Origin of the sequence: Pseudomonas rubra (genome assembly GCF_028656935.1) — a bacterium.
Classification (GTDB): domain Bacteria; phylum Pseudomonadota; class Gammaproteobacteria; order Pseudomonadales; family Pseudomonadaceae; genus Aquipseudomonas; species Aquipseudomonas rubra.
The window spans coordinates 183,108-205,160 of the sequence record NZ_JAMDGZ010000022.1 but is presented as its reverse complement, the minus strand read 5'-3'; the positions used below and the strand labels follow the sequence as shown (position 1 = coordinate 205,160).

Here is a 22,053-nt window from a genome sequence, read left to right as displayed (position 1 = left end):
CTTGCCCCGCGATAGCTTCACCGCCGAACCAGCAACACCCCACTCTCCATGTGATGGGTATACGGAAACTGGTCGAACAACGCACACCGTTCGATGCGATGTGTGTCGCTCAGCTGGGCGATGTTGGCCGCCAGGGTTTCCGGGTTGCAGGAGATGTACAGGATATTGTCGAAGCGCCGGGTCAGTTCGCAGGTGTCCGGGTCCATGCCGGCGCGTGGCGGGTCGACGAACACGCTGCCGAACTGGTAGCTCTTCAGGTCAATGCCTTCCAGGCGGCGGAACGGGCGGACCTCGTTGAGGGCCTCGGTCAGCTCTTCAGCCGACAGGCGCACCAGGCGCACATTATCCACAGCGTTGTCGTCGAGGTTGTGCAGGGCAGCATTCACCGAGGTCTTGCTGATCTCGGTGGCCAGCACCTTGCGTACCCGGGTGGCCAGGGGCAGGGTGAAGTTGCCGTTGCCGCAGTACAACTCGAGCAGGTCGTCCTGGCGCTCGCCGAGGGCCTCATAGGCCCAGTTGAGCATCTTCTGGTTGACCGCGCCGTTGGGCTGGGTGAAGGCGCCTTCGGGCTGGCGATAGCGGAAGGTGCGCCCGGCAACCTGCAGTTCTTCGACCGCGTAATCGCGACCGATGACCACGCGTTTGCCCTTGGAGCGGCCGATGATACTCACGCCCAGGTCGCTGGCCAGTTGCTGCGCGGCGGCTTGCCAGTGCTCGTCCAGTGGGCGGTGATAGCACAGGGTAATCATCGCATCACCCGCCAGGGTGGTGAGGAACTCCACCTGGAACAGCTTGAAGCTCAGTGCCGAACTGGCCTGCCAGGCGGCCTTGAGCCGCGGCATCAGGTCGTTGATCTGCAGGCTGGCAATCGGGAAGTCTTCAATCAGGATCGGCGTGTACTTCTCGCCCGGGGCGAACATCGCATAGAAGCGCTGCTCGTTCTCGCGCCACAGGCGGAACTCGGCGCGCAGGCGATAGTGCTCGCGCGGCGAGTCGAATACCGCAGGCTCGGGTGCCGCAAACGGTGCCAGCAGCTCGCGCAGGCGGGCGACCTTGGCGTCGAGCTGTTGGGTGTAGGTCGAAGGGTCTAAGACAGCACTCATGCGTTGAACCAGCCCAGCTTGATGACGAACAGGATCGAGAGGATCACCAGCGCCGCGTTGAGGTCACGGGCACGGCCGGAGAGCAGCTTGATCGCAGTCCAGGCAATGAAACCGAAGGCGATGCCGTTGGCGATCGAGTAGGTCAGCGGCATGGCCAGAGCGGTGACAACCACCGGTGCGGCTTCGGTAATGTCGTCCCAGTTTATTTCAGCCAGGCCCGAAGCCATCAACACGGCGACGAACAACAGCGCAGGGGCCGTGGCGAACGCTGGCACGCTACCGGCCAGCGGGGCGAAGAACAGCGCCAACAGGAACAGGATGGCCACGACGATGGCGGTCAGGCCGGTGCGGCCACCGGCGCTGACACCGGCAGCCGACTCGATGTAGCTGGTGGTGGTCGAGGTGCCCAGCAGGGAGCCGGCCATGGCGGCGGTGCTGTCAGCGATCAGCGCGCGGCCCATTTTTGGCATGTGGCCGTCCTTGCGCATCAGCCCGGCACGCTTGGCGACACCGATCAGGGTACCGGAGTTGTCGAACAGGTCAACGAACAGGAAGGCGAAGATCACGCTGATCAGGCCAACGTCCAGGGCGCCCTTGATGTCCAGTTGCAGGAAGGTCGGTGCCAGCGACGGCGGCATCGACACCACGCCATTGAACGGGGTGACGCCCAGGGCGATCGAGGCCACGGTCACCACCAGGATCCCGATCAGTACCGCGCCACGGACCTTCATGGCCTCCAGCGCAACGATCAGGAAAAAGCCCAGGGTGGCGAGGATCGGCGCCGGTTTCTTCAGGTCGCCGAGGCCGACCAAAGTAGCTTTGTTGTCGACGACGATGCCCGCGTTGTGCAGGGCGATCAGCGCCAGGAACAGGCCGATACCGGCAGCAATCGCCGAGCGCAGCGGCAGCGGGATGCTGTTGACGATCCATTCACGGATGCGAAAGATCGACAGCAGGAAGAAGCACACTGCGGAGATGAACACCGCGCCCAGGGCCACCTGCCAGGTGTGGCCCATGTGCAGGACCACTGTGTAGGTGAAGAAGGCGTTCAGGCCCATGCCCGGTGCCAGGGCAATCGGGTAGTTGGCGATCAGGCCCATGGTGGTCGAACCGATGGCCGCTGCCAGGCAGGTGGCGACGAACAGCGCACCCTTGTCCATGCCGGTCTCGCCGAGGATGCTCGGGTTGACGAACAGGATGTAGGCCATGGCCAGGAAGGTGGTCACGCCCGCGAGAATCTCAGTGCGGACATTAGTGTCGTGTGCTTTTAGTTGAAACAGCCTTTCCAGCATGCCTGCTCCCCGTGGCGCTCCCGGCGCCGTGAATGTATCGACCCAGTTAGCAAAGCACAGACTGTACCGGGAGACTGTGGTTTTTCCCTGGGCCGGAAAAAAGCCGCGCATCATACCAGCATGCTCGGGCTGCGGTAATTAATGTCGCGATACACTGCAGATATCTGCAGGTTCTGCGCCGATCCCGCCATCTCGAGATAACCATGCCGTGCAACTGACCGACCACCGCGACCTTACCCCGGCCCAGCGCGAGCAACTGCTCGAGATCCAGCTGCTGCCGGGGCAGCAGCGATATGCCGGCGACATGACCTGCGCGCTGTACACCCTGTTCAGTAGTGACAGCCCCGACATACGTGGTGTGGCGCTGCTGGTGGAGAACGTGCCGCAAGCCTTCCTGCTGCTCCAGCGTGGGGCGTTCCTGCCGTGTTGGGCCAGGATTGATGCCGCGATCATCAATGCCCTGCAGGTGGATCGGCGGCGACAGGGCCATGGTCTGGGACGATTTTGCATGCAAGCGTTGCCAGACCTGGTTCGCAGTTTGTGGCCCGAGGTGCGCTGCCTGCAGTTGTCGGTAGACCCTGACAATCACGCCGCCCTGGCGCTTTACCGCGGCACTGGCTGGGTCGACAGCGGTGATGGCTTCCGGGCGCGCAAGGGCTACGAGTGTCAACTGACCCTGGCGCTGTGAGCGACTAGACTTTCTGAAGACCCTGGCGGAGAGCTATTGATGACCCACAGAGCCCTGATCGTAGTTGCCGAAGGCGTGGACGACCTGCAAAGCGTGACCCTGATCGACATACTGCGCCGTGCCGAGATAGAGGTGGTGGTGGCCAGTATCGAAGGCCGGCGCATGCTCACCTGCGCCCGAGGCACGCGCTTGACTGCCGACGGCATGCTGGTTGATCTGTTGGCCCAGCCGTTTGACCTGATGGTCTTGCCCGGGGGCGAGAAGGGTGTGCAGCACATGGCTGTACACCAACCCTTGGCGCAGCAAGTGAAGGACCAGGCCAGGGCCGGTAAGTTTTTTGCTGCGATTGGCGAGGGGCCGTTGGCCCTGCAGGACTATGGCGTGTTGCGCCAGCGGCGCATGACCTGTGATGCGGATGCCAGCCACCAGTTGTCCGGGTGCACTTTTGTCGATCAGCCAGTGGTGGTGGATGGTAATTGCATCACCGCGCAGGGTTCGGCGGCGGCGTTGGAGTTCGCCTTGGTACTGGTTGAGCAGGTGGCAGGCAAGGTGGTGCGCAAGCGGGTGGCGGTTGAGCTGGGGGTGTGACTATCGCGGGGCAAGCCCGCTCCCAGAGTGGGAGCGGGCTTGCCCCGCGATGATGCGCTCACTGCTTATGCATATGATCGCGCCCAGCCAAGGTCGGGAACAGCTTGATCCACACCCCGGTCACCACCAATGTCCCGACCCCGCCCAGCACCACCGCCGGCACCGTGCCGAACCAGTGCGCGGTTACCCCTGATTCGAACTCGCCAAGCTGGTTCGACGCTCCGATGAACAGCCCGTTCACCGCACTCACACGGCCGCGCATCTCATCCGGTGTCTCCAGTTGCACGAAGGCGCCGCGAATCACCATGCTGATCATATCGGCCGCGCCTAGCACTGCCAGCACCGCCAGGGAGAACCAGAACGAGGTAGACAGGCCAAAAGCGATGGTCGCCACACCAAATACCCCCACCGCAGTGAACATCACCCGGCCGACCTTGCGCTCTACCGGAAAGTGCGCCAGCCACAGTGACATCAACAAGGCGCCCACCGCCGGTGCCGAGCGTAACAGGCCAAGGCCCCAGGGTCCGGTCAGCAGGATGTCCTTGGCAAACACCGGCAACAGTGCGGTAGCGCCACCCAGCAGCACGGCGAACAGGTCCAGGGAGACCGCACCAAGGATGTCCGGGCGGCTGCGGATAAAACGAATGCCAGCCAGCAGCGACTCGAGGCTGGCGCGGCCCTGTATGGCCGGTTGCTGACGCGACACCAGGCCCAGGGTAAGGGCGCAGGCAATCAAGTACAGCGCAACCGTTGGGCCATACACCCAGACGCTGTCAATGGCATAGAGAAAACCACCCACCGCCGGTGCGACGATGGTCGCTGCCTGCATGGCTGAAGCCGATGCCGCCACCGCGCGGGGAAACAGCGCAGCAGGCACCACGTTCGGCAGCAGTGCCTGTGTCGCCGGCATCTCGAAAGAGCGTGCACTGCCAAGCAAAAACGCCAGCAGGAAGATCAGTTCGCGGCTGACGCTGTGAGAGCTGCTGGCAACCACCAGTACCAGGGCGATCATGGCCTGGGCGCTCTGGCACAGGGCGGCGACCCGACGCCGGTCATAACGGTCGGCGACGTGCCCGGTGTGCAGCATGAACAGCACCCGCGGGGCGAATTCCACCAGCCCCACCAGGCCCAGGTCGAGGACACTGCCGGTCAACTGGTAGAGGTGCCAGCCGATCGCCACGGTGAGCATCTGGAAGCCGCTGGCGGTAAACACCCGGGCCAGCCAGAAGGCCAGGAAAGGGCGGTGATGGCGCAACAGCGCAGTTGGGTCTGACATCGGCGAAACAGAGCCTCGGCGAGGGGAAGCGGTGCAGATTATCACCACTTTGTAACACTAGGTTGCGAAGCATTCCGCTGTAGCGGGGCGGGCGCACTGTTTTGGGGCGTGGCAAGGGGGTGAGACAACTGGTCACGCGGCAATCAACCACACAAGCGCCAGGACCGTTCAGGACTATCCTTTCATGCAACCGTTGATCTGGATCAATAGTTTCATTTGCAACGGTATGGCCAGACGGCCGAATTCCCTGCGATGTGATGTTTACAGAACAATTCCAACTTGCCGCACTCAACTACCGTGGGGGCAGTTGGCGCCAAGGCCACCGCCTGACGCCGGATTACCTGACAGAGGAAGCACTATGTTCGGATTAGAGGCTCTAGATCTCGCCCGAATTCAGTTCGCGTTTACCGTGTCCTTTCACATCCTGTTCCCGGCCATCACCATTGGCCTGGCGAGTTACCTGGCTGTTCTCGAAGGGCTGTGGCTGAAAACCAACAACAGCGTCTACCGTGACCTTTACCATTTCTGGTCAAAGATCTTTGCCGTCAACTTCGGCATGGGGGTGGTCTCGGGCCTGGTCATGGCCTACCAGTTCGGCACCAACTGGAGCAAGTTCTCCGACTTCGCCGGCTCCGTCACCGGGCCGCTGCTGACGTATGAAGTGCTGACTGCCTTCTTCCTCGAGGCCGGATTCCTCGGTGTCATGCTCTTTGGCTGGAACCGTGTCGGCCGTGGCCTGCACTTCTTCGCCACGGTGATGGTCGCCATCGGCACACTGATCTCGACCTTCTGGATCCTCGCCTCCAACAGCTGGATGCAGACTCCTCAGGGCTACGAAATCGTCAACGGTGTGGTGATCCCGGTCGACTGGTTCGCAGTGATCTTCAACCCGTCCTTCCCCTACCGCCTGGCCCACATGGCCACCGCAGCCTTTGTCGCGACCGCGTTCTTCGTCGGCGCTTCGGCAGCCTGGCACCTGTTGCGCGGCCGTGATAACCCGGCGATTCGCAAGATGCTCTCGATGGCCATGTGGATGGCCCTGATCGTGGCGCCGGTGCAGGCCGTGATTGGCGACTTCCATGGCCTCAATACCCTCAAGCACCAGCCGGCGAAAATCGCTGCAATCGAGGGCCACTGGGAAAACAAGCCGGGCGAGCCGACCCCGCTGATCCTCTTCGGTATTCCCGACATGGAGGCCGAAATCACCCGCTTCAAGGTGGAGATCCCGGCGCTGGGCAGCCTGATTCTGACCCACAGCCTGGACAAGCAAGTGCCGGCGATGAAGGAGTTCCCGAAAGAAGACCGGCCAAACTCGACCATCGTGTTCTGGTCGTTCCGGGTCATGGTTGGCTTAGGCATGCTGATGATCTTTGTCGGCCTCTGGAGCCTGTGGCTGCGCAAGAGCGACAAGCTCTACAGCTCGCGCCCGTTCCTGTACCTGACCCTGTGGATGGGCCCGTCCGGCCTGATCGCCATCCTCGCCGGCTGGTTTACCACTGAAATCGGTCGCCAACCCTGGGTGGTCTACGGACTGATGCGCACCGCCGATGGTGTCTCCAACCACAGTTACGGCCAGCTCGGCCTGACGCTGGTGATGTTCGTGGTGGTCTACTTCGCGCTGTTCGGTACCGGCCTGGGTTACATGATGCGCCTGGTGCGCAAAGGTCCGAAGACCGGTGAAGGGGACGAGACCACTCCAGGTGGCCCGGGCCAGCAACGCACGCCGGCCCGTCCGCTGTCGGCCGCCGATGACGCGCATGAGCATGGCGATCACGCCAGCCTGAACAAGGGGAACTGAATCATGGGTATTGATCTTCCGCTGATCTGGGCCGTGATCATCATCTTCGGCATCATGATGTACGTGGTCATGGACGGCTTTGACCTGGGCATTGGCATCCTCTTCCCGTTCGTCAAGGCCGAGCAGGACCGCGACGTGATGATGAACACCGTCGCACCGGTCTGGGATGGTAACGAAACCTGGCTGGTACTGGGCGGCGCCGCACTGTTCGGCGCCTTTCCGATGGCCTATGCCGTGGTGCTGTCGGCGCTGTACCTGCCGTTGATGCTGATGCTGGTCGGCTTGATCTTCCGCGGCGTGGCCTTCGAGTTCCGCTTCAAGGCGACTGCTGCCAAGCGCCACTTGTGGGACAAGGCGTTCATCGGCGGCTCGCTGGTGGCAACCTACTTCCAGGGTGTGGCCCTGGGTGCCTTCATCGAAGGTTTCGAGGTGGTCAATCGCAACTACGTTGGCGGCAGCCTCGATTGGCTGACCCCGTTCAGCCTGTTCTGCGGCCTCGGTCTGGTTGTCGCCTACGCCTTGTTGGGCTGCACCTGGCTGATCATGAAAACCGAAGGCAAGCTGCAATTGCAGATGCACGACCTGGCGCGTCCCCTGGCCCTGGTGCTGTTGGCGGTGACGGGTATCGTCAGTATCTGGACGCCGCTGGCCCATCCGGATATCGCCACCCGCTGGTTCAGCCTGCCGAACCTGTTCTGGTTCCTGCCGGTACCGATCCTGGTGCTGGTGACTCTGTACGGCTTGCTGCGGGCCGTTGCGCGCAATGCCCACTACACCCCGTTCTTGCTGACCCTGGTGTTGATCTTCCTCGGCTACAGCGGCCTGGGTATCAGCCTGTGGCCGAACATCATCCCACCGTCGATTTCGATCTGGGAGGCTGCGGCGCCACCACAGAGCCAGGGCTTCATGCTGGTCGGGACCTTGTTCATCATCCCGTTCATCCTCGGTTACACCTTCTGGAGCTACTACGTGTTCCGCGGCAAGGTGACCCACGAAGATGGCTACCACTAGGGGAGCATGGCAATGACTGGTAAAGGCTCGATTGACGAAGAGAAGAAACCGCTCTGGCAGCGTCTGGGCTGGTTGGCACTGATCTGGGCCGCTAGCGTGGCGAGCCTGGCACTGGTCGCCTGGCTGATGCGCCTGTTCATGAGTGCGGCCGGATTGAGCACGCACTAAACGTTATTTCCCATCCCGCCTTGCGGCGGTTTACAGCCCTTCGCAGCGTCAGTTGCGGAGGGTTTTTTTTGCTCTGTGGAAGTGGGCTATTTACGCGCCTTGAGCACCACGAACTTAGGTGTCGCTGCCACCTGTTCAACCCCACGGAACAGGCGTGCCAGCTTGCTGTGATAACCCAGGTGACGATTGCCGACGATGTACAGCGCGCCGCCAACCACCAGGGCCTCGCGGGCTTGCTGGAACATGCGCCAGGCGAGGAAGTCACCGACCACCTGCTGCTGGTGGAACGGTGGGTTGCACAGCACCACATCCAGCGACTGCGGCGCTTGCCCGGCCAGGCCGTCGTCGGCGCGCACGGTCACTTCCCGCTCACCCAGCGCTGCTTGCCAGTTCTCCCGGGCAGACTGCACCGCCATGTACGACTCATCCACCAGGGTGTAATGCGCTTGCGGGTTGGCCAGGGCACTGGCGATGGCCAGCACGCCGTTGCCGCAGCCCAGGTCCGCGACCCGGGCGCTGCCGAGGTCTTTGGGCAGGTGCGGGAGGAACGCCCGGGTGCCGATATCCAGGCCTTCTCGGCAGAACACATTGGCGTGGTTGAGTAGCTCAAGGCGTGGTGCGTCGAGTTGATAGCGGGTCGGGTAGGGGGAGACGAATGCCGGCTTTTCCTGGAAGGTGGCAATCAGCAGGCGGGCTTTTTTCTGTGCCAGCGACGCCTGGACCGGGCCGATGTACTTCTCCAGCAGGTCACCCGCCGCGCGGGGCAGGTGCTTGATCATGGCGCCGGCAACCACTTGCGCGCCGGGTGCCAACTGGCCCTGCAGGCGAATCAGTTGTTCTTCGAGCAAGGCCAGGGTTTTGGGCACGCGTACCAGCACGCGGTCGAACGGGCCCTGCCATGGAGCGCTGGCCGCAACGAACGGTACCGAGTCAAAGGCCAGGCCGTTGCGTACCAGGTTTTTTTCCAGGGCCAGCTGAGCCAGGTGCGAGTCGCCGCTGCTCAGCACCCAAACGTGGCGGGCCAGGCTGATGGCCAGGGCACCGAAACTGTCATTGAGCACCAGCACCCGAGTCGTTGCCGAGGGTGCCTGCTCGGCAAGGTGTTCCAGCAAATACTCGTCGGCAGCATCGAAGGCTTGCAGAGGATCGTTGGCTTGTTCGGGCTGGCGAAGCAGATCAAGTTCGGTGAAGGGGCTGGTCAGCAGGGGCATTGTTTATGGCTCTGAGGCATTGACGTGCGCGCGTGGCGCGTTTTACAGGGCCGTGATTCTACCGTGCTTTGAGGGGCTGCGGGGGGCGGCTCAGATCAGGCCGTTCATCACCGCAATGGCAATTGCGCCGGCTTTGTTGCTCGCGTTGGTTTTACTGATGATGATGCTGCGGATATGGAAGTTCACCGTGCTCTGCGACAGCGACAGGATGCAGGCGATGTCGGCGGCGGTCTTGCCGGCGGCGGACCACTTGAGCACTTCGCTTTCGCGGTCGGACAGTTTGTAGGACGGTGTGCCTTGCCCGGGGCGCCGGTCGAGCATCATCGTATGTAGCAGATTACACAGCCAGATGGTCTGGCCGGCCTTGTCGTAATGTTCTTCGAGGCTGATTGGCGTCTGGCTGCGGGCGACACTGAGTATGCTCAGGTTATGGCGCATATCGTGTGCCGATTGGCTCCAGCCATGGCACACGCCATAAGACTTGGCCTCCTCGCGCAAATGAGGGGTTTCGTGGAATACCGCGTCGCTCCACAGCAGCGGCATCAAGGAGCGTTGGCAGTGCGCCACGGTGGGGTCGATATCCAGGTAGTTGCACGCTTGATAGCGTTCATTCCAGGCAGCGGGATAATTGTTGAAAAACCTCACTTGAGGCGCCTGGGTCGCGATCTGCACGCGCATGCCGAACGCCAGAAATTCCATCTCCAATTGCTCGGCCAGCGAAACCGCGATGTTGAACATCCGCTGTTCGTCGGTTTCGGCAAGCAACTGTTCGAGTTGCTGTTCTTTCCAGTGCGGCATGGGAGCAATCTCAAGAGGGTGGATCCAAGACCCAATGGGTGCACCGTAGTGTAGGAAATGTCCGACGTTTTTGTTGGGTTTTTTGGCTATAGAAATGTAAACATTTCTGCAAGGCTGTTCTTTAAAAACCGTGATCGTGGCGATGTGATATCGGTTTGAAATCATTGGTTTGGTCGCTAGCGCACTTCTGTTTCAATTTCGCCTGCGACCGATGCCACTACAAACCAGCGGTGTTTCTCCTGCGGCGTTTGCGCCACACTGGGGCATCTGTTCTTTGGAGTAAATCATGACTGCCAGTGCTGAAAAGTTCACCCGCCAGACGCTGCTTGACGTCCAGCCGCTGACCCCCAGCCTGTTCAGCCTGCGTACCAGCCGCGACCAGGGCTTTCGTTTCCGCGCCGGGCAGTTTGCTCGGCTGGGGGTGAGCAAAGCCGACGGTAGTGTGGTCTGGCGTGCCTATTCGATGGTGTCATCGCCATTCGACGAACACCTGGAATTCTTTTCCATCGTGGTGCCGGGGGGAGAGTTCACCAGTGAACTGAGCCGCCTGAAAGAAGGTGACAGCCTGCTGATCGATCGCCAGGCCTTCGGCTACCTGACCCTGGACCGCTTTGTCGACGGCCGCGACCTGTGGTTGCTGGCGACCGGTACGGGGATCGCGCCGTTTTTGTCGATCCTGCAGGACTTTGAGGTGTGGGAGCGGTTCGAGTCGATCAAGCTGGTCTACTCCGTGCGCGAAGCCCGGGAGCTGGCGTACCTGGACCTGATCGCCGGGCTGGAACAACGTGATTATCTGGCCGAACATGCCGGTAAATTACAGTTCATTCCGGTTGTTACCCGCGAGCAGCACCCCGGTGCCCTAAACCTGCGCATTACCACCCTGATCGAGAATGGCGAACTGGAGCGCGCGGCAGGCCTGGCGCTGACGCCTGAGCATTCGCGGGTCATGCTCTGCGGCAACCCGCAGATGGTCGATGACACCCGCAAGGTGCTCAAGCAGCGCGAGATGAACCTTAGCCTGAGCCGCAGGCCAGGCCAGGTGGCGGTGGAGACATACTGGTAAGGCACAATGCAAACGGCGCCCGCAGGCGCCGTTTTTTATCCCGGTGTTCAGGGTTGGCGATTCTGCGCCTTGAGCAGGTCGCGGATTTCACTCAGCAGCTCTTCTTCCTTGGTTGGCACCGGCGGCAGGGTTGGCGCCTCGGCCTCTTCGCGTTTCAGGCGGTTGATGGCCTTGACGCCCATGAAGATCGCAAAGGCGACGATGATGAAGTCGAGGATGGTCTGGATGAACTTGCCATAAGCCATGACCACGGCCGGGACGTCGCCTTCAGCGGCCTTGAGGGTTACCGCCAGATCGCTGAAATCGACACCGCCAATCAGCAAACCGATCGGCGGCATGATCACGTCACCGACGAACGATGAAACGATTTTGCCAAAGGCGGCGCCGATAATGATACCGACAGCCATATCGACGACATTCCCTTTGACCGCGAAGGCCTTGAATTCACTGAGCACGCCCATGGTTTATTCCTTGTAACAGATGAGTTTGGTAAATGCAGTGTAAATCAGCTATGCGCTTCATGCTCCGCGCTGCTGCAGCAGACTGCGGTTATACCGAATAGTTTTGTCGTTTTCTGTGGCCGCCCAGGTGCCTGAGGTCGGCTATGATGGTGCCTTTTTCCAGAGGACCGTCCCATGGCCAAGGCCAAGCGCATGTACGGCTGCACCGAGTGCGGCGCGACCTTCCCGAAATGGGCCGGGCAATGCGGTGAATGCGGCGCCTGGAACACCCTGGTCGAGACCGTGCTGGAAAGCGGTGCGGCAGCAGCTCCCAGTGGGCGTACCGGCTGGGCCGGGCAACAGGCGCAGATCAAGACTCTGGCCGAAGTCAGCGTCGAAGAGATCCCGCGCTTCACCACCGCCAGTGCCGAGCTCGACCGGGTTCTGGGCGGCGGCCTTGTCGACGGTTCGGTGGTACTGATCGGTGGCGATCCGGGCATCGGCAAGTCGACCATCCTCTTGCAGACCTTGTGCAATATCGCCACGCGTATGCCGGCGTTGTACGTCACCGGCGAAGAATCCCAGCAGCAGGTGGCCATGCGTGCCCGGCGCCTGGGCCTGCCCCAGGACAAGCTGCGGGTCATGACCGAAACCTGTATCGAGACCATCATCGCCACTGCCCGGGTCGAAAAGCCCAAGGTCATGGTCATCGACTCGATCCAGACCATCTTCACCGAGCAGTTGCAGTCAGCGCCCGGTGGGGTTTCCCAGGTGCGTGAAAGCGCGGCCTTGCTGGTGCGTTATGCCAAGCAGAGCGGCACGGCGATCTTCCTGGTTGGTCACGTGACCAAGGAAGGTGCCTTGGCCGGGCCGCGCGTGCTCGAGCACATGGTCGATACCGTGCTGTATTTCGAAGGGGAGTCCGATGGGCGCCTGCGTTTGCTGCGCGCGGTGAAAAACCGCTTTGGCGCGGTCAACGAGTTGGGCGTGTTCGGCATGACTGACCGAGGCTTGAAGGAAGTCTCCAACCCCTCTGCGATCTTTCTTACGCGTGCCCAGGAAGAGGTTCCGGGCAGTGTGGTCATGGCCACCTGGGAAGGTACCCGGCCGATGCTGGTCGAGGTCCAGGCGCTGGTCGACGACAGCCACCTGTCCAATCCGCGGCGGGTCACCCTGGGCCTGGACCAGAACCGCCTGGCCATGCTCCTGGCGGTGCTGCATCGCCATGGTGGTATTCCTACCCATGATCAGGATGTGTTCCTCAACGTGGTCGGCGGGGTCAAGGTCCTGGAGACCGCCTCGGATCTGGCGTTGATGGCCGCGATCATGTCCAGCCTGCGCAACCGCCCGCTGGATAACGGCCTGCTGGTGTTTGGCGAGGTGGGTTTGTCGGGCGAAGTGCGACCGGTACCCAGTGGTCAGGAACGCTTGAAGGAAGCGGCCAAGCACGGCTTCAAACGCGCCATCGTGCCCAAGGGCAATGCGCCCAAGGAGGCCCCGCCCGGCTTGCAGGTGATTGCCGTGACACGCCTGGAACAGGCATTGGATGCCCTGTTCGAATGACTGAAGTACCTCGGTAAGGACAAGGCTTGCCGGGGTGGGTTTGCAACTGATTCTCACTAGCGAGTAGCATACCGCCTTCTTTCCGACCATCCACATGGAGTTCGCGTGGCGGAGTCCGACCTCAAGCGGCTGTTCCTCAAGCACGCCAAAACCTTGCAGGGATTGCTGACACGCAAGGTCCGTGATCCGCAACTGGCCGCTGATCTGGTGCAGGAAAGCTTCCTGCGCCTGGCCGAGCAACAGGGCCGTGAACGCATCGACAACACCCCGGCCTACCTTTACCGCACTGCGCACAACCTGATGATCGACCATGTCCGCCAGCAACGGCGGCGCAAAACCGACTCGGTGCCGCACGAAGCACTGGAAACCATTGTCGAAGACAGCCCAGGCCTGGATGAAAGTGCTGCCACCGAACAGCACATGCGTCGCCTGCGCCGAGCGTTGGCCGACTTGCCGCCGCGTACCCAGCAAGTATTCCGTCTCAATCGGCTTGAGGGCATGACCCACGCCGAAGTGGCACGGGCGCTGGACATTTCTGACAGCTCAGTACAGAAGCATCTGGCCAAGGCCTTGGCCTATGTGATGCAGTGTCTGCAGGAACCAGGATGACGAACGGTTTACTGGGAAATGCGCCTTCAGACGTCAGCACTCACATAACCAGAATTCGAGAGAACCGTGTGACCAGCCAGAACTCGCCTGAGCAAGCCATTCGCGAGCAGGCCGCCGAGTGGGCGGTGCTGCGCAGTGCCGGCCCCTTGACCCCCGAGCAGGAACAGGCGCTGGCGCGATGGCTGGCCAGTGATCCGCGCCACGCCCAAGCACTGACGTTCGCCCAGAAGACCTGGGCCGATCTTGGCCGCCTTGGCGCCATGGACCCGCTGGCGCCTGTTGCGTCACTGCCCGCAGCCCGTCCACTGGCTGGGCGCCGACGCCACTCACGCCTGCGCTGGACCTTGAGTGCGGCGGCAACGCTGGTGCTGGCGGTGGTCGGGGTGGAGCAGGCGCCCAGCCTTTCGCTGGCACTGCGTGCCGACTACGCCACGGCCAAAGGCGAGGTGCGCCAGGTGTCCCTGCCCGATGGCAGTCAGGTTGACCTGGACAGTCAGAGTGGCATCGAACTGGCCTACAGCGACAACGAACGCCGCGTGCGTTTGCTGGCCGGTGAAGCGGTGTTTACCGTCGCGCCGCTCTCTGGTAATGAACAACGGCCGTTCGTGGTCGAGCGGGCAGGGGGCAGCAGCCGTGCCCTGGGCACGCGTTTCGTGGTGGGCCTCGAGCCTGGTGGCGGCACTTGGGTCGGCATGCTCGAACACAGTGTTGCCGTCACCTTGCAGGCCGCCCCGCCAACCGGCAGCGCCGAGCAAGTGCTCAAGGAAGGTCAGAGCCTGCGCTACGACACACGCCACGGCATTCGCCTGTGGCCCGAACAGGACGTGCGTCGCGCCAGCGCCTGGCAGCGCGGCGTGCTGGTGTTCGAGCGCGAACCACTGGCGCAGGTGGCCACGCGACTCAATCGCTACCGTGCCGGCCACGTGCTGATCACCGACCAGGCCCTGGCCCGGCGTGAAGTCAGTGGCATGTTTCGCCTGGATAACCTGGACGCCGCGCTGGCCATGCTGACTGATGAACTCAAGGCCAGTCGCCTCGATCTACCGGGGCTGACCCTGATCTATTGATCGCTGCGCGAGCGCTGGATTGTCGGTAGCGGTGTTTTCCCCGAAACTGGTGTTTTCACAACGATTTGAAGGCGCCGGATATGGCCAATGGTTTTCTCTCGGGTATTGCTTCATCCATCTGCGGCGCCTTGCTGCTCGGACTGTGCAGCACGCCGGTGCTGGCGGTCGATGACAACCTGGTGCAATTCAACCCTGCCACTTGCGAGTTCGGTGCACAGCTTGAGCCGTACTACGCCAAGGCCATTGCCAAACGTCATGCGCTATCTGTCCAGGCGCTGGAAGAAGAGGTGAGCTACCCGGTCGATCTGCCCTTCCATGGCATCAAGGTCACGGCGGTATTCATCGGTTACGAATGGCACGGGATCTACTTCGATGCTGCGCCCGATCAGGTGCGCTCGCTGTTTCGCCAACTGGGCTACCGCGTGGCCGAAGACGGTGACATGTCAGCCAGCGGTGATGAGGTCGCGGTGACGGCCTCGATCATCGAAACCAGCGAAAAAGCGCGCGAACAAGGGCTGTCGGCGCTCACCTGCGGCATCTGAAATTCGCCGCTGCAAATTCTTTTGAATTTTCTTTACTGACTTTTCCTGGGTTGCACGTCTGTTTGTTGAGATTGATTTTCATTACTAGAAAATGCCAACACAGCGAGCACCAGACGTGAGCAATCAACAACAACGAAGCACCCGGCCATTGGCTCGGGTCGCCCTTGCCAGCAGCCTGATGTTGGGCCCCTGGATGTTGCCGATGGGGATCGCCAGCGTGCAGGCGGCCGAGTCCGCGACCAAAAGCCAGCGCGTCGCACTGATTCACTTCGACATTCCCGCCCAGGCCCTGGACAGCGCTGTACTGGCTTTTGCCGAACAGGCCGGGGTCCAGGTGTTTTTCGACAGCCGCAAGCTGGCTGGCCTGCGCAGCGAAGGCTTGCGCGGTGAGCACTCGGCAGAGCAAGGGCTTGGCTTGTTGTTGCGCGGCTCGCCCGTGCGCTATCGCTTCAGTGGCACTGACCGGGTCGGCCTTGAACGCGTCAGCGACGATGGCCAGACGATGGAGCTGGGCACCACCCATGTCGATTCCAGCAGCGATGCCGACTGGGTCTACCAGACGCCCCGCTCGGTCAGCGTCATCACCCGCGAGCAGATCGACAAGCGCCCACCACGTCATGCCGCCGACATGCTCGAAGAGACCGCTGGCGTCTACACCGCCGTCAACCAGCGAGACCCCGGCCTGTCGGTGAACATTCGCGGCGTGCAGGACTACGGTCGGGTCAACATGAACATCGACGGTATGCGCCAGAACTTCAACGTCAACGGCCACCAGCAGCGCAACGGGGTGATGTTCGTCGACCCGGAGTTCATCAGCTCCATCGAGATCGAAAAAGGTACTCAGTCGGGCATGGGCGGTGCTGGCGTTATTGGCGGTATCGCCAGCTTCAACACGGTGCAGGCCAGTGATTTTCTCGGCCCCGACAAGGAGTACGGCGGCCGGTTGCGCGCAGGCAATGGCATCGGTGAGCTGGGCAACGGTACAAACTTCAATGGCAGTGCTCTGTTTGCTTTCGGCAACGAGTTGGGCGACGTATTGCTGGGCGTCAGTGAGCGGCACTTCGGTGACTACCGGGCCGGGACCAACAATGCCGACAACCTCGGCACCCAGATTCGCGGCAAGACCAGTTATCCCGAAGCCTGGAAAGACTGGCTGCACTCCGAAGTCGGCGAGACTGGCAGTGTCACCCGCTCGCAACTGCTCAAGCTTGGCCTGAATCTGCCCAATGACCAGCGCCTGCAGCTCAACTACATGGAAACCGACACCGACAGCAAGGATGCCTGGACCTACTACGACAATCAGACCCGCCAGTTCTATTACAAACGCACCGGCAGCAGTGATTTCAACGCTCGCAATGCCTCGCTCGATTACAGCTTCAGCCCGGACAACGACCTGGTCGATCTGAAGGCCAAGCTGTACTTCGTCTCGACCCGGCAGGATCGCTGGAATGTGGGTAACGATGACAGTTCGGTGGCTGGCAACCGGGTTGCAGCGTATGACGACCGCTTCCAGACCGATACCTGGGGCCTGCAATTGCAGAACAGCTCGCGTTTCTACTTCAACGATTCGGACAAGGTCACCCTCAACTACGGTACCGAACTGTTTCAGGACCGCTTCAAGCCCAGCACAAACCGTGTTCCGGCGGCTTTCGAAACCAACCTGCCCTATGTCCAGGGCGCCACGCCAGAAGGTAAGCGCATCATGGCCAGCCTCTTTGCTGACGCCAAATATGAGCATGGCGACTGGCTGGAAGTTGATGCCGGGCTGCGCTACGACCGCTACCGCCTGACGGGTGAGACAGGTATCACTACCTGGATGTATCCACGCGGTGTCACCGAGCCCAACTTGCGCAGGGTCCAGACGCATTTGATCTTCGACGAGGATCAGGAGCAGGGCCGCTTCTCGCCCACCTTCGGCATCGCGGTGAAGCCGGGAGTCGACTGGATGCAGGTCTATACCCGCTGGGGGCGTGGCTGGCGTCCGCCGTCAGTGACCGAAGTGTTCATGAGCGGCCGCCCCCATGGCGGAGGCAGCGAGATGCTCTATCCCAACCCGTTCCTCAAAGCGGAAGAGTCGCACAACTGGGAACTGGGGGTGAACCTGTTCAAGGAGTCGCTGCTGCAGGAAGGTGATCGCTTCGGCGCCAAGGTCGCCTATTTCGATACCCGGATCGATAACTTTTCATTCATGGACGTCAATGCTGACCTTCCGGGAAGCTCTGTACTTGGCACGTCCCTGGGCCGCTCGGCTTATCAGAACAACCTTGAGCAGACGCGCTTTCGAGGCGTCGAGTACAGCCTCGACTATGACGCGGGTCGCTATTACGGCCAACTTGCCTACACCCACATGATTGGCAGCAATGACTTCTGTTCGAAGCAACTCTACATGGGCGGCGGGCAGCGCCTGGTTAACGCTGGAAGAGTGATGCGCCCGGTCCAGGTTGGCAACCGCATCATTATGTTGCCAGTGCAGGTTTCGCGTGCCGAAGACGCCGCCGACCTCGACCAGACCGTCAGCTGCGGCCACATCATGGGCAACGCCAGCTACATGCCGGCAGACCGTGGCTCGCTGACGGTCGGTATGCGCTTTCTTGACCGCACCCTCGATGTTGGCGCCCGTCTGCGTTACAGCAAAGGCAATGGCGAGAACCTAAATGACCACGGCTATCGCCTGATCGACCAGGCGCAGTGGCCTAAATACAAGGTCTACGACCTGTACGCCAGCTACTGGATGACGCCGAGCCTGAACCTGGCGCTGTCGCTGGAGAACGCCACCGACGAAGCCTACTTCGTGGCCATGGGCGACACCGACAACCTGTCGCTGGCCCGCGGCCGGACCTTGAGCGGGATGCTCGAATACAAATTCTGATCCACACCGGGTTTGCCCATCTCGGGCGACACGAAGGCAGGGAACACGCCTTCGCAATCACGCAATGCAACGAGGAACCGTTATGACTCTTTCCGTTACTTACGATGCCGCCTTCTCCAGCTCGTCGATCGATGACTACCTGGCGTTCTGGACCGCGGGTTTCGCCACTGCAGGTCATGGCGAAAGCAATACCGGCGGCTTCAGCAACGGCCGCCTGAGCGGCGACCAGTACGCTACCCACGGTGGCCAGGGCTCCGACTACGCGTTCATTGCCGACAGCAACACCAGCAATGGTCTGCACTACGTGTTCGACCGTGGCCTGCCAGCCGGTGACAACCTCAACCACTACCTGTGGGGTGAGCTGGACAACGTTTCCCTGGGCCAAGTGCTGGGTGGCGGTGGCGGTAGCGACTTCACCCTGAACAATTACGTGGTCAACTTCAACGGCCTGGACCTGGACTCGGTACTGGGCGCTGGCCGTGCCGGCAACGAAGTGCAGAGCGTGATCTACGGCCTGATGCAGGGCAACACCTCGGCGCTGGAAGGCGTGCTGGACAACCTGCTGGCCGGTTATGGCGTGTCCACCGACGACAGCTTCGACGTGGTCAGCGCTGCGCTGGCTGGCGGCCCGCTGAGCGTGGCGTCGGCCGATGTGGTGGGTGTCCAGGCCCTGGCCGAGGACTTCGCCCTGGCCGCCTGACCCCAGGCAAAAAAAAGCGAATGGAAGATCGCTCCTCCATTCGCTGCTTGCTTACCCCACCGTCTGCGTCTTTGCCGGGCCCAGGCGGCGGTGGTGCGAATTCTGCGAGCCTGCGCCGGCGAGGTCAATCGTCCGCAGGCTTGCTCTGTTGAGGACCATCATGAAAGCCACCCGCTCCCGCCCTGGCAACGAGGTGTTGCAGGCGCTTAAGGCCTGCCGTGCCGGCTTTGCCAACATCGGCCTGTTCACTGCGGTGATCAACCTGCTGATGCTGGCGCCAGCGCTGTATATGTTGCAGGTCTACGACCGGGTGCTGTCCTCTGGCAACGAGATGACCTTGGTGATGCTCAGCCTGATGGTGCTGGGCCTGTTCGCCTTCATGGGCCTGCTGGAGTGGGTGCGCAGTCTGGTGGTGATCCGCCTCGGCACGCAGATGGACATGCGCCTCAACCCGCGGGTGTTCGAGGCCGCCTACCAGGCCAGCCTGGCGGGTCACAAGGGCGCGGCGAACCAGGTGCTGAGCGATCTGACCACCTTGCGCCAGTTCGCCACGGGCCAGGCGCTGTTCGCCTTTTTCGATGCGCCTTGGTTCCCGGTGTACCTGTTGGTGATGTTCCTGTTCAGCCCATGGCTGGGGCTGATGGCGCTGGTGGGTGCGGTGCTGTTGACGATCCTGGCCTGGGTTAACGAGCGCCTGACCCAGGCGCCGTTTGCCGAAGCCGGGCAGTTGTCGCAGCAGGCCGGGCAACAGGCCGGAGCCAACCTGCGTAACGCCGAAGTGATGGAGGCCATGGGCATGCTGGCGGCAGTCCGTCAGCGCTGGGCCACGTTGCACCACGGTTTTCTGCTGCGCCAGAACCTGGGCAGCGAGCGCACGGCGGCGGTAACGGCCGTGTCCAAGAGCCTGCGCCTGGCCTTGCAATCGCTGGTGCTGGGCTTGGGCGCATGGCTGGCGATCGAGCAACTGATCACCCCGGGGATGATGATCGCCGGTTCCATTCTCATGGCCCGGGTGCTGGCGCCGATCGACCAGTTGATCGCCGTATGGCGCCAATGGGGTTCGGCGCGCCAGGCCTATGAGCGCCTGCACACCTTGCTCAGCGAACAGCCTGCGCGAGCGCCTGGCATGCCGCTGCCGGCGCCGACCGGGCGCCTGCTGGTCGAGCAGCTCAGCGCTGTGCAGCCGGGCACACGCAAGCCGTGCCTGGTCAACCTGGGTTTCGAGCTGGCGGCTGGCGACAGCCTCGGCATCATTGGCGCATCCGGTTCGGGCAAGTCGACCCTGGCGCGTTTGCTGGTCGGCGCCGCCACCCCGACAGCGGGCAAGGTGCGTCTGGATGGCGCCGAATTGCAGCAATGGGACAAGGGCCTGCTCGGTGCCCACATCGGTTACCTGCCCCAGGACGTACAACTGTTCGCCGGTACGATCGCCGACAACATCGCTCGCCTGGGCGCGGTTGATTCGCCGCAGGTGGTAGTCGCCGCGCAACTGGCCGGTGTGCACGAGATGATCCTGAAACTGCCCAACGGTTATGACACCCAGCTGGGCGAAGGTGGGGCAGGGCTGTCCGGCGGCCAGCGCCAGCGCATCGGCCTGGCCCGGGCCTTGTATGGTCTGCCGGCACTGATCGTGCTCGATGAGCCCAACTCCAACCTCGATGACTTCGGTGAGCGCGCCTTGCTGGAGGCGATCAAGCAGGTCAAGGCGCAGCAACGCACGCTGATCCTGATCACCCACAAATCCAGCTTGCTGGCCGTAGTGGACAAGTTGCTGGTGCTGCAGAACGGCCAGATGCAGGCCTTTGGCCCGACCGCGCGGGTGTTGCAGGACCTGCAGCGCAGCCACAAGCCGGCCGGTGTTCCCACCCCCACTCCAGCACTGCGTAGCGCCGCCAGCGTCAGCATGAGCTACGGCACCCCGAGAACCTGACCATGACCGCTCCTCAGTCGCATCACGCGCAAGCTGTTCCCGACAACCTGCTGACCCTCGATGACCGGCGCCATAGCCGCCTGGGCCGTTGGCTGGTGATCGGCGGCTTTGGCGGTTTCATCCTCTGGGCGGCCCTGGCGCCGCTGGACAAGGGCGTGCCGGTGTCGGGCAACGTGGTGGTCGCCGGCAGCCGTCAGGCGGTGCAGCATCCTACGGGTGGCACCATCGAACGCCTGCTGGTGCGTGATGGTGACAGCGTCAGTGCCGGGCAGGTGCTGGTGCAGATGGACGCCACCCAGGCCCAGGCCCAGCATGATTCGTTAAGGGTGCAGTACGTCAACGCCCGGGCCAGTGAAGCGCGCCTGCAAGCCGAGCGTGACGGGCTGGCAAGCATCAGCTTCCCGGCCGATGTGCAGGCCCTGGCCAGCGAACCCTGGGTCGCCACCGCCCTTGAATTGCAGCGCCAGTTGCGCAACAGCCGGCGTCAGTCGCTGGACATGGAACTGGCCGGCCTGCGCGAGAACATCGCTGGCGCAGAGGCCATGCTTGCCGGCGTGCAGGGTTCGATGAGCCACAAGCAGGAGCAACGCGCCGCGCTCGACGAACAACTTCAAGGCCTGCGCGAACTGGCCCGTGACGGCTACATCCCCCGCAACCGCCTGCTCGACAGCGAGCGTCTGTACGCGCAGATCAACGGCGCGATCTCGGAAGACCTGGGCAATATCGGCCGCACTCGCCGCCAGGTGCTGGAGCTGAAACTGCGCATGGCCCAGCGCCAGCAGGAATACCAGCGCGAAGTCGGCCAGCAGCTGAGCGACATGCAATCCAATGCCGAAGACCTCGGCAACCGCCTGCGCAGCGCAGCCTTCGAACTGGCCAACACCCAGATGCGTGCACCGGCCAGCGGCACGGTGGTGGGCCTTAGCGTGTTCACCAATGGCGGGGTGATCGCCCGCGGCCAGCAACTGATGGAGATCGTCCCCAGCGATGCACCCTTGCTGATTGATGCCCGCGCACCGGTGGAACTGGTTGACCGCCTGCGTCCGGGCCTGCCGGTGGAAATCATGTTTGTCGCCTTCAACCAAAGCAAGACGCCACGGGTCGACGGCGAGCTGACCCTGGTCTCGGCCGACCGCCTGCTCGATGAGAAAACCCAGCAGCCTTATTACCAGGTACGCGCCAAGGTCAGTGATGCCGGCTTGCAGCAACTGGCCGGCCAGGACATCCGCCCCGGCATGCCGGTGCAAGCCTTCGTGCGTACCGGCGAGCGCTCGATGCTCAATTATCTGTTCAAGCCGTTGACCGACCGGGTGCATGTCGCCCTGGCGGAGGAATGA

The 22,053-nt window shown here is 62.3% G+C and carries 20 protein-coding genes; 14 read left to right on the top strand and 6 right to left on the bottom strand.

Annotated features, from left to right (window positions below; translation table 11 throughout):
* Positions 1-17: 17 nt before the first annotated feature.
* Positions 18-1,103 (bottom strand): tRNA (uridine(54)-C5)-methyltransferase TrmA, encoded by a 1,086-nt coding sequence (gene trmA / locus M5G17_RS12530; protein ID WP_273893222.1) that lies wholly within the window; start codon positions 1,101-1,103, stop codon positions 18-20.
* The gene (locus tag M5G17_RS12525; protein ID WP_273893221.1) at positions 1,100-2,395 is read right to left on the bottom strand and encodes an NCS2 family permease; all 1,296 of its coding nucleotides are present in this window, start codon (positions 2,393-2,395) and stop codon (positions 1,100-1,102) included. The genes trmA and M5G17_RS12525 overlap by 4 nt, the downstream gene beginning before the upstream one ends.
* 208 nt (positions 2,396-2,603) lie before the next feature.
* Here M5G17_RS12525 and M5G17_RS12520 point away from each other — a divergent pair, with 208 nt between their 5' ends.
* Both M5G17_RS12520 and M5G17_RS12515 read left to right on the top strand, forming a co-directional pair.
* The gene (locus tag M5G17_RS12520; RefSeq protein WP_273893220.1) at positions 2,604-3,083 is read left to right on the top strand and encodes a GNAT family N-acetyltransferase; all 480 of its coding nucleotides are present in this window, start codon (positions 2,604-2,606) and stop codon (positions 3,081-3,083) included.
* Positions 3,084-3,122: 39 nt separating this feature from the next.
* Positions 3,123-3,671 carry a DJ-1 family glyoxalase III gene (locus M5G17_RS12515; RefSeq protein ID WP_273893218.1) on the top strand — a complete coding sequence of 183 codons (549 nt, stop codon included), beginning with the start codon at positions 3,123-3,125 and terminating at the stop codon, positions 3,669-3,671.
* 58 nt (positions 3,672-3,729) lie between these two features.
* Here M5G17_RS12515 and M5G17_RS12510 read toward each other — a convergent pair whose 3' ends face one another.
* On the bottom strand, positions 3,730-4,947 hold the full coding sequence (locus tag M5G17_RS12510; protein ID WP_273893217.1) for an MFS transporter: 1,218 nt from the start codon (positions 4,945-4,947) through the stop codon (positions 3,730-3,732).
* Between the two features lie 358 nt (positions 4,948-5,305).
* On the opposite strand from M5G17_RS12510, the gene M5G17_RS12505 reads away from it, so the two are divergent.
* From M5G17_RS12505 to M5G17_RS12495, 3 genes are read left to right on the top strand one after another with little or no spacing between them, the layout of a single operon-like run.
* Positions 5,306-6,745: a cytochrome ubiquinol oxidase subunit I gene (locus M5G17_RS12505; protein ID WP_273893216.1), complete on the top strand. Its 1,440-nt coding sequence runs from the start codon at positions 5,306-5,308 to the stop codon at positions 6,743-6,745.
* Positions 6,746-6,748: 3 nt separating this feature from the next.
* A complete protein-coding gene (gene cydB / locus M5G17_RS12500; protein WP_273893215.1) occupies positions 6,749-7,756 on the top strand; it encodes a cytochrome d ubiquinol oxidase subunit II in 1,008 nt (335 codons plus the stop codon).
* Positions 7,757-7,768: 12 nt separating this feature from the next.
* Positions 7,769-7,924, top strand: a complete 156-nt coding sequence (locus M5G17_RS12495; protein WP_273893214.1) for a DUF2474 domain-containing protein — start codon at positions 7,769-7,771, stop codon at positions 7,922-7,924.
* An 86-nt stretch (positions 7,925-8,010) separates the two neighbouring features.
* On the opposite strand, the gene M5G17_RS12490 is transcribed toward M5G17_RS12495, so the two are convergent.
* On the bottom strand, positions 8,011-9,135 hold the full coding sequence (locus M5G17_RS12490; protein ID WP_273893213.1) for a methyltransferase: 1,125 nt from the start codon (positions 9,133-9,135) through the stop codon (positions 8,011-8,013).
* 90 nt (positions 9,136-9,225) lie between these two features.
* Complete coding sequence (locus M5G17_RS12485; protein ID WP_273893212.1) at positions 9,226-9,933, bottom strand: autoinducer binding domain-containing protein; 708 nt, start codon at positions 9,931-9,933, stop codon at positions 9,226-9,228.
* Positions 9,934-10,219: 286 nt separating this feature from the next.
* Between M5G17_RS12485 and M5G17_RS12480 the strand changes: the two genes are divergently transcribed.
* Positions 10,220-10,996 (top strand): ferredoxin--NADP reductase, encoded by a 777-nt coding sequence (locus M5G17_RS12480; RefSeq protein ID WP_273893211.1) that lies wholly within the window; start codon positions 10,220-10,222, stop codon positions 10,994-10,996.
* A gap of 47 nt (positions 10,997-11,043) precedes the next feature.
* On the opposite strand, the gene mscL is transcribed toward M5G17_RS12480, so the two are convergent.
* Positions 11,044-11,457, bottom strand: a complete 414-nt coding sequence (gene mscL, locus M5G17_RS12475) for a large-conductance mechanosensitive channel protein MscL (RefSeq protein ID WP_273893210.1) — start codon at positions 11,455-11,457, stop codon at positions 11,044-11,046.
* A 174-nt stretch (positions 11,458-11,631) separates the two neighbouring features.
* On the opposite strand from mscL, the gene radA reads away from it, so the two are divergent.
* The 8 genes from radA to M5G17_RS12435 all read left to right on the top strand — a co-directional run bounded on the left by radA (position 11,632) and on the right by M5G17_RS12435 (position 22,053).
* On the top strand, positions 11,632-12,999 hold the full coding sequence (radA, locus tag M5G17_RS12470) for a DNA repair protein RadA (RefSeq protein ID WP_038997250.1): 1,368 nt from the start codon (positions 11,632-11,634) through the stop codon (positions 12,997-12,999).
* A gap of 105 nt (positions 13,000-13,104) precedes the next feature.
* On the top strand, positions 13,105-13,608 hold the full coding sequence (locus tag M5G17_RS12465; RefSeq protein WP_130263037.1) for an RNA polymerase sigma factor: 504 nt from the start codon (positions 13,105-13,107) through the stop codon (positions 13,606-13,608).
* A 68-nt stretch (positions 13,609-13,676) separates the two neighbouring features.
* Positions 13,677-14,675, top strand: a complete 999-nt coding sequence (locus tag M5G17_RS12460) for a FecR family protein (protein WP_273893208.1) — start codon at positions 13,677-13,679, stop codon at positions 14,673-14,675.
* A gap of 80 nt (positions 14,676-14,755) precedes the next feature.
* Positions 14,756-15,217: a hypothetical protein gene (locus M5G17_RS12455; RefSeq protein WP_273893207.1), complete on the top strand. Its 462-nt coding sequence runs from the start codon at positions 14,756-14,758 to the stop codon at positions 15,215-15,217.
* 178 nt (positions 15,218-15,395) lie between these two features.
* Entirely contained in the window at positions 15,396-18,086 is a 2,691-nt protein-coding gene (locus tag M5G17_RS12450) for a TonB-dependent receptor (protein ID WP_273893227.1), read from the top strand.
* 82 nt (positions 18,087-18,168) lie between these two features.
* The gene (locus M5G17_RS12445; RefSeq protein ID WP_273893206.1) at positions 18,169-18,786 is read left to right on the top strand and encodes a heme acquisition protein HasA; all 618 of its coding nucleotides are present in this window, start codon (positions 18,169-18,171) and stop codon (positions 18,784-18,786) included.
* Between the two features lie 160 nt (positions 18,787-18,946).
* Complete coding sequence (locus M5G17_RS12440; protein WP_273893205.1) at positions 18,947-20,716, top strand: type I secretion system permease/ATPase; 1,770 nt, start codon at positions 18,947-18,949, stop codon at positions 20,714-20,716.
* A gap of 2 nt (positions 20,717-20,718) precedes the next feature.
* Positions 20,719-22,053 carry an HlyD family type I secretion periplasmic adaptor subunit gene (locus M5G17_RS12435; RefSeq protein WP_273893204.1) on the top strand — a complete coding sequence of 445 codons (1,335 nt, stop codon included), beginning with the start codon at positions 20,719-20,721 and terminating at the stop codon, positions 22,051-22,053.

Coding starts and splice junctions, on each gene's coding strand:
- trmA (WP_273893222.1), bottom strand. CDS start 1,103: ATGAGTGCTGTCTTAGACCCTTCGACCTACACCCAACAGCTCGACGCC.
- M5G17_RS12525 (WP_273893221.1), bottom strand. CDS start 2,395: ATGCTGGAAAGGCTGTTTCAACTAAAAGCACACGACACTAATGTCCGC.
- M5G17_RS12515 (WP_273893218.1), top strand. CDS start 3,123: ATGACCCACAGAGCCCTGATCGTAGTTGCCGAAGGCGTGGACGACCTG.
- M5G17_RS12510 (WP_273893217.1), bottom strand. CDS start 4,947: ATGTCAGACCCAACTGCGCTGTTGCGCCATCACCGCCCTTTCCTGGCC.
- M5G17_RS12505 (WP_273893216.1), top strand. CDS start 5,306: ATGTTCGGATTAGAGGCTCTAGATCTCGCCCGAATTCAGTTCGCGTTT.
- cydB (WP_273893215.1), top strand. CDS start 6,749: ATGGGTATTGATCTTCCGCTGATCTGGGCCGTGATCATCATCTTCGGC.
- M5G17_RS12495 (WP_273893214.1), top strand. CDS start 7,769: ATGACTGGTAAAGGCTCGATTGACGAAGAGAAGAAACCGCTCTGGCAG.
- M5G17_RS12490 (WP_273893213.1), bottom strand. CDS start 9,135: ATGCCCCTGCTGACCAGCCCCTTCACCGAACTTGATCTGCTTCGCCAG.
- M5G17_RS12485 (WP_273893212.1), bottom strand. CDS start 9,933: ATGCCGCACTGGAAAGAACAGCAACTCGAACAGTTGCTTGCCGAAACC.
- M5G17_RS12480 (WP_273893211.1), top strand. CDS start 10,220: ATGACTGCCAGTGCTGAAAAGTTCACCCGCCAGACGCTGCTTGACGTC.
- mscL (WP_273893210.1), bottom strand. CDS start 11,457: ATGGGCGTGCTCAGTGAATTCAAGGCCTTCGCGGTCAAAGGGAATGTC.
- radA (WP_038997250.1), top strand. CDS start 11,632: ATGGCCAAGGCCAAGCGCATGTACGGCTGCACCGAGTGCGGCGCGACC.
- M5G17_RS12455 (WP_273893207.1), top strand. CDS start 14,756: ATGGCCAATGGTTTTCTCTCGGGTATTGCTTCATCCATCTGCGGCGCC.
- M5G17_RS12450 (WP_273893227.1), top strand. CDS start 15,396: ATGTTGGGCCCCTGGATGTTGCCGATGGGGATCGCCAGCGTGCAGGCG.
- M5G17_RS12445 (WP_273893206.1), top strand. CDS start 18,169: ATGACTCTTTCCGTTACTTACGATGCCGCCTTCTCCAGCTCGTCGATC.
- M5G17_RS12440 (WP_273893205.1), top strand. CDS start 18,947: ATGAAAGCCACCCGCTCCCGCCCTGGCAACGAGGTGTTGCAGGCGCTT.
- M5G17_RS12435 (WP_273893204.1), top strand. CDS start 20,719: ATGACCGCTCCTCAGTCGCATCACGCGCAAGCTGTTCCCGACAACCTG.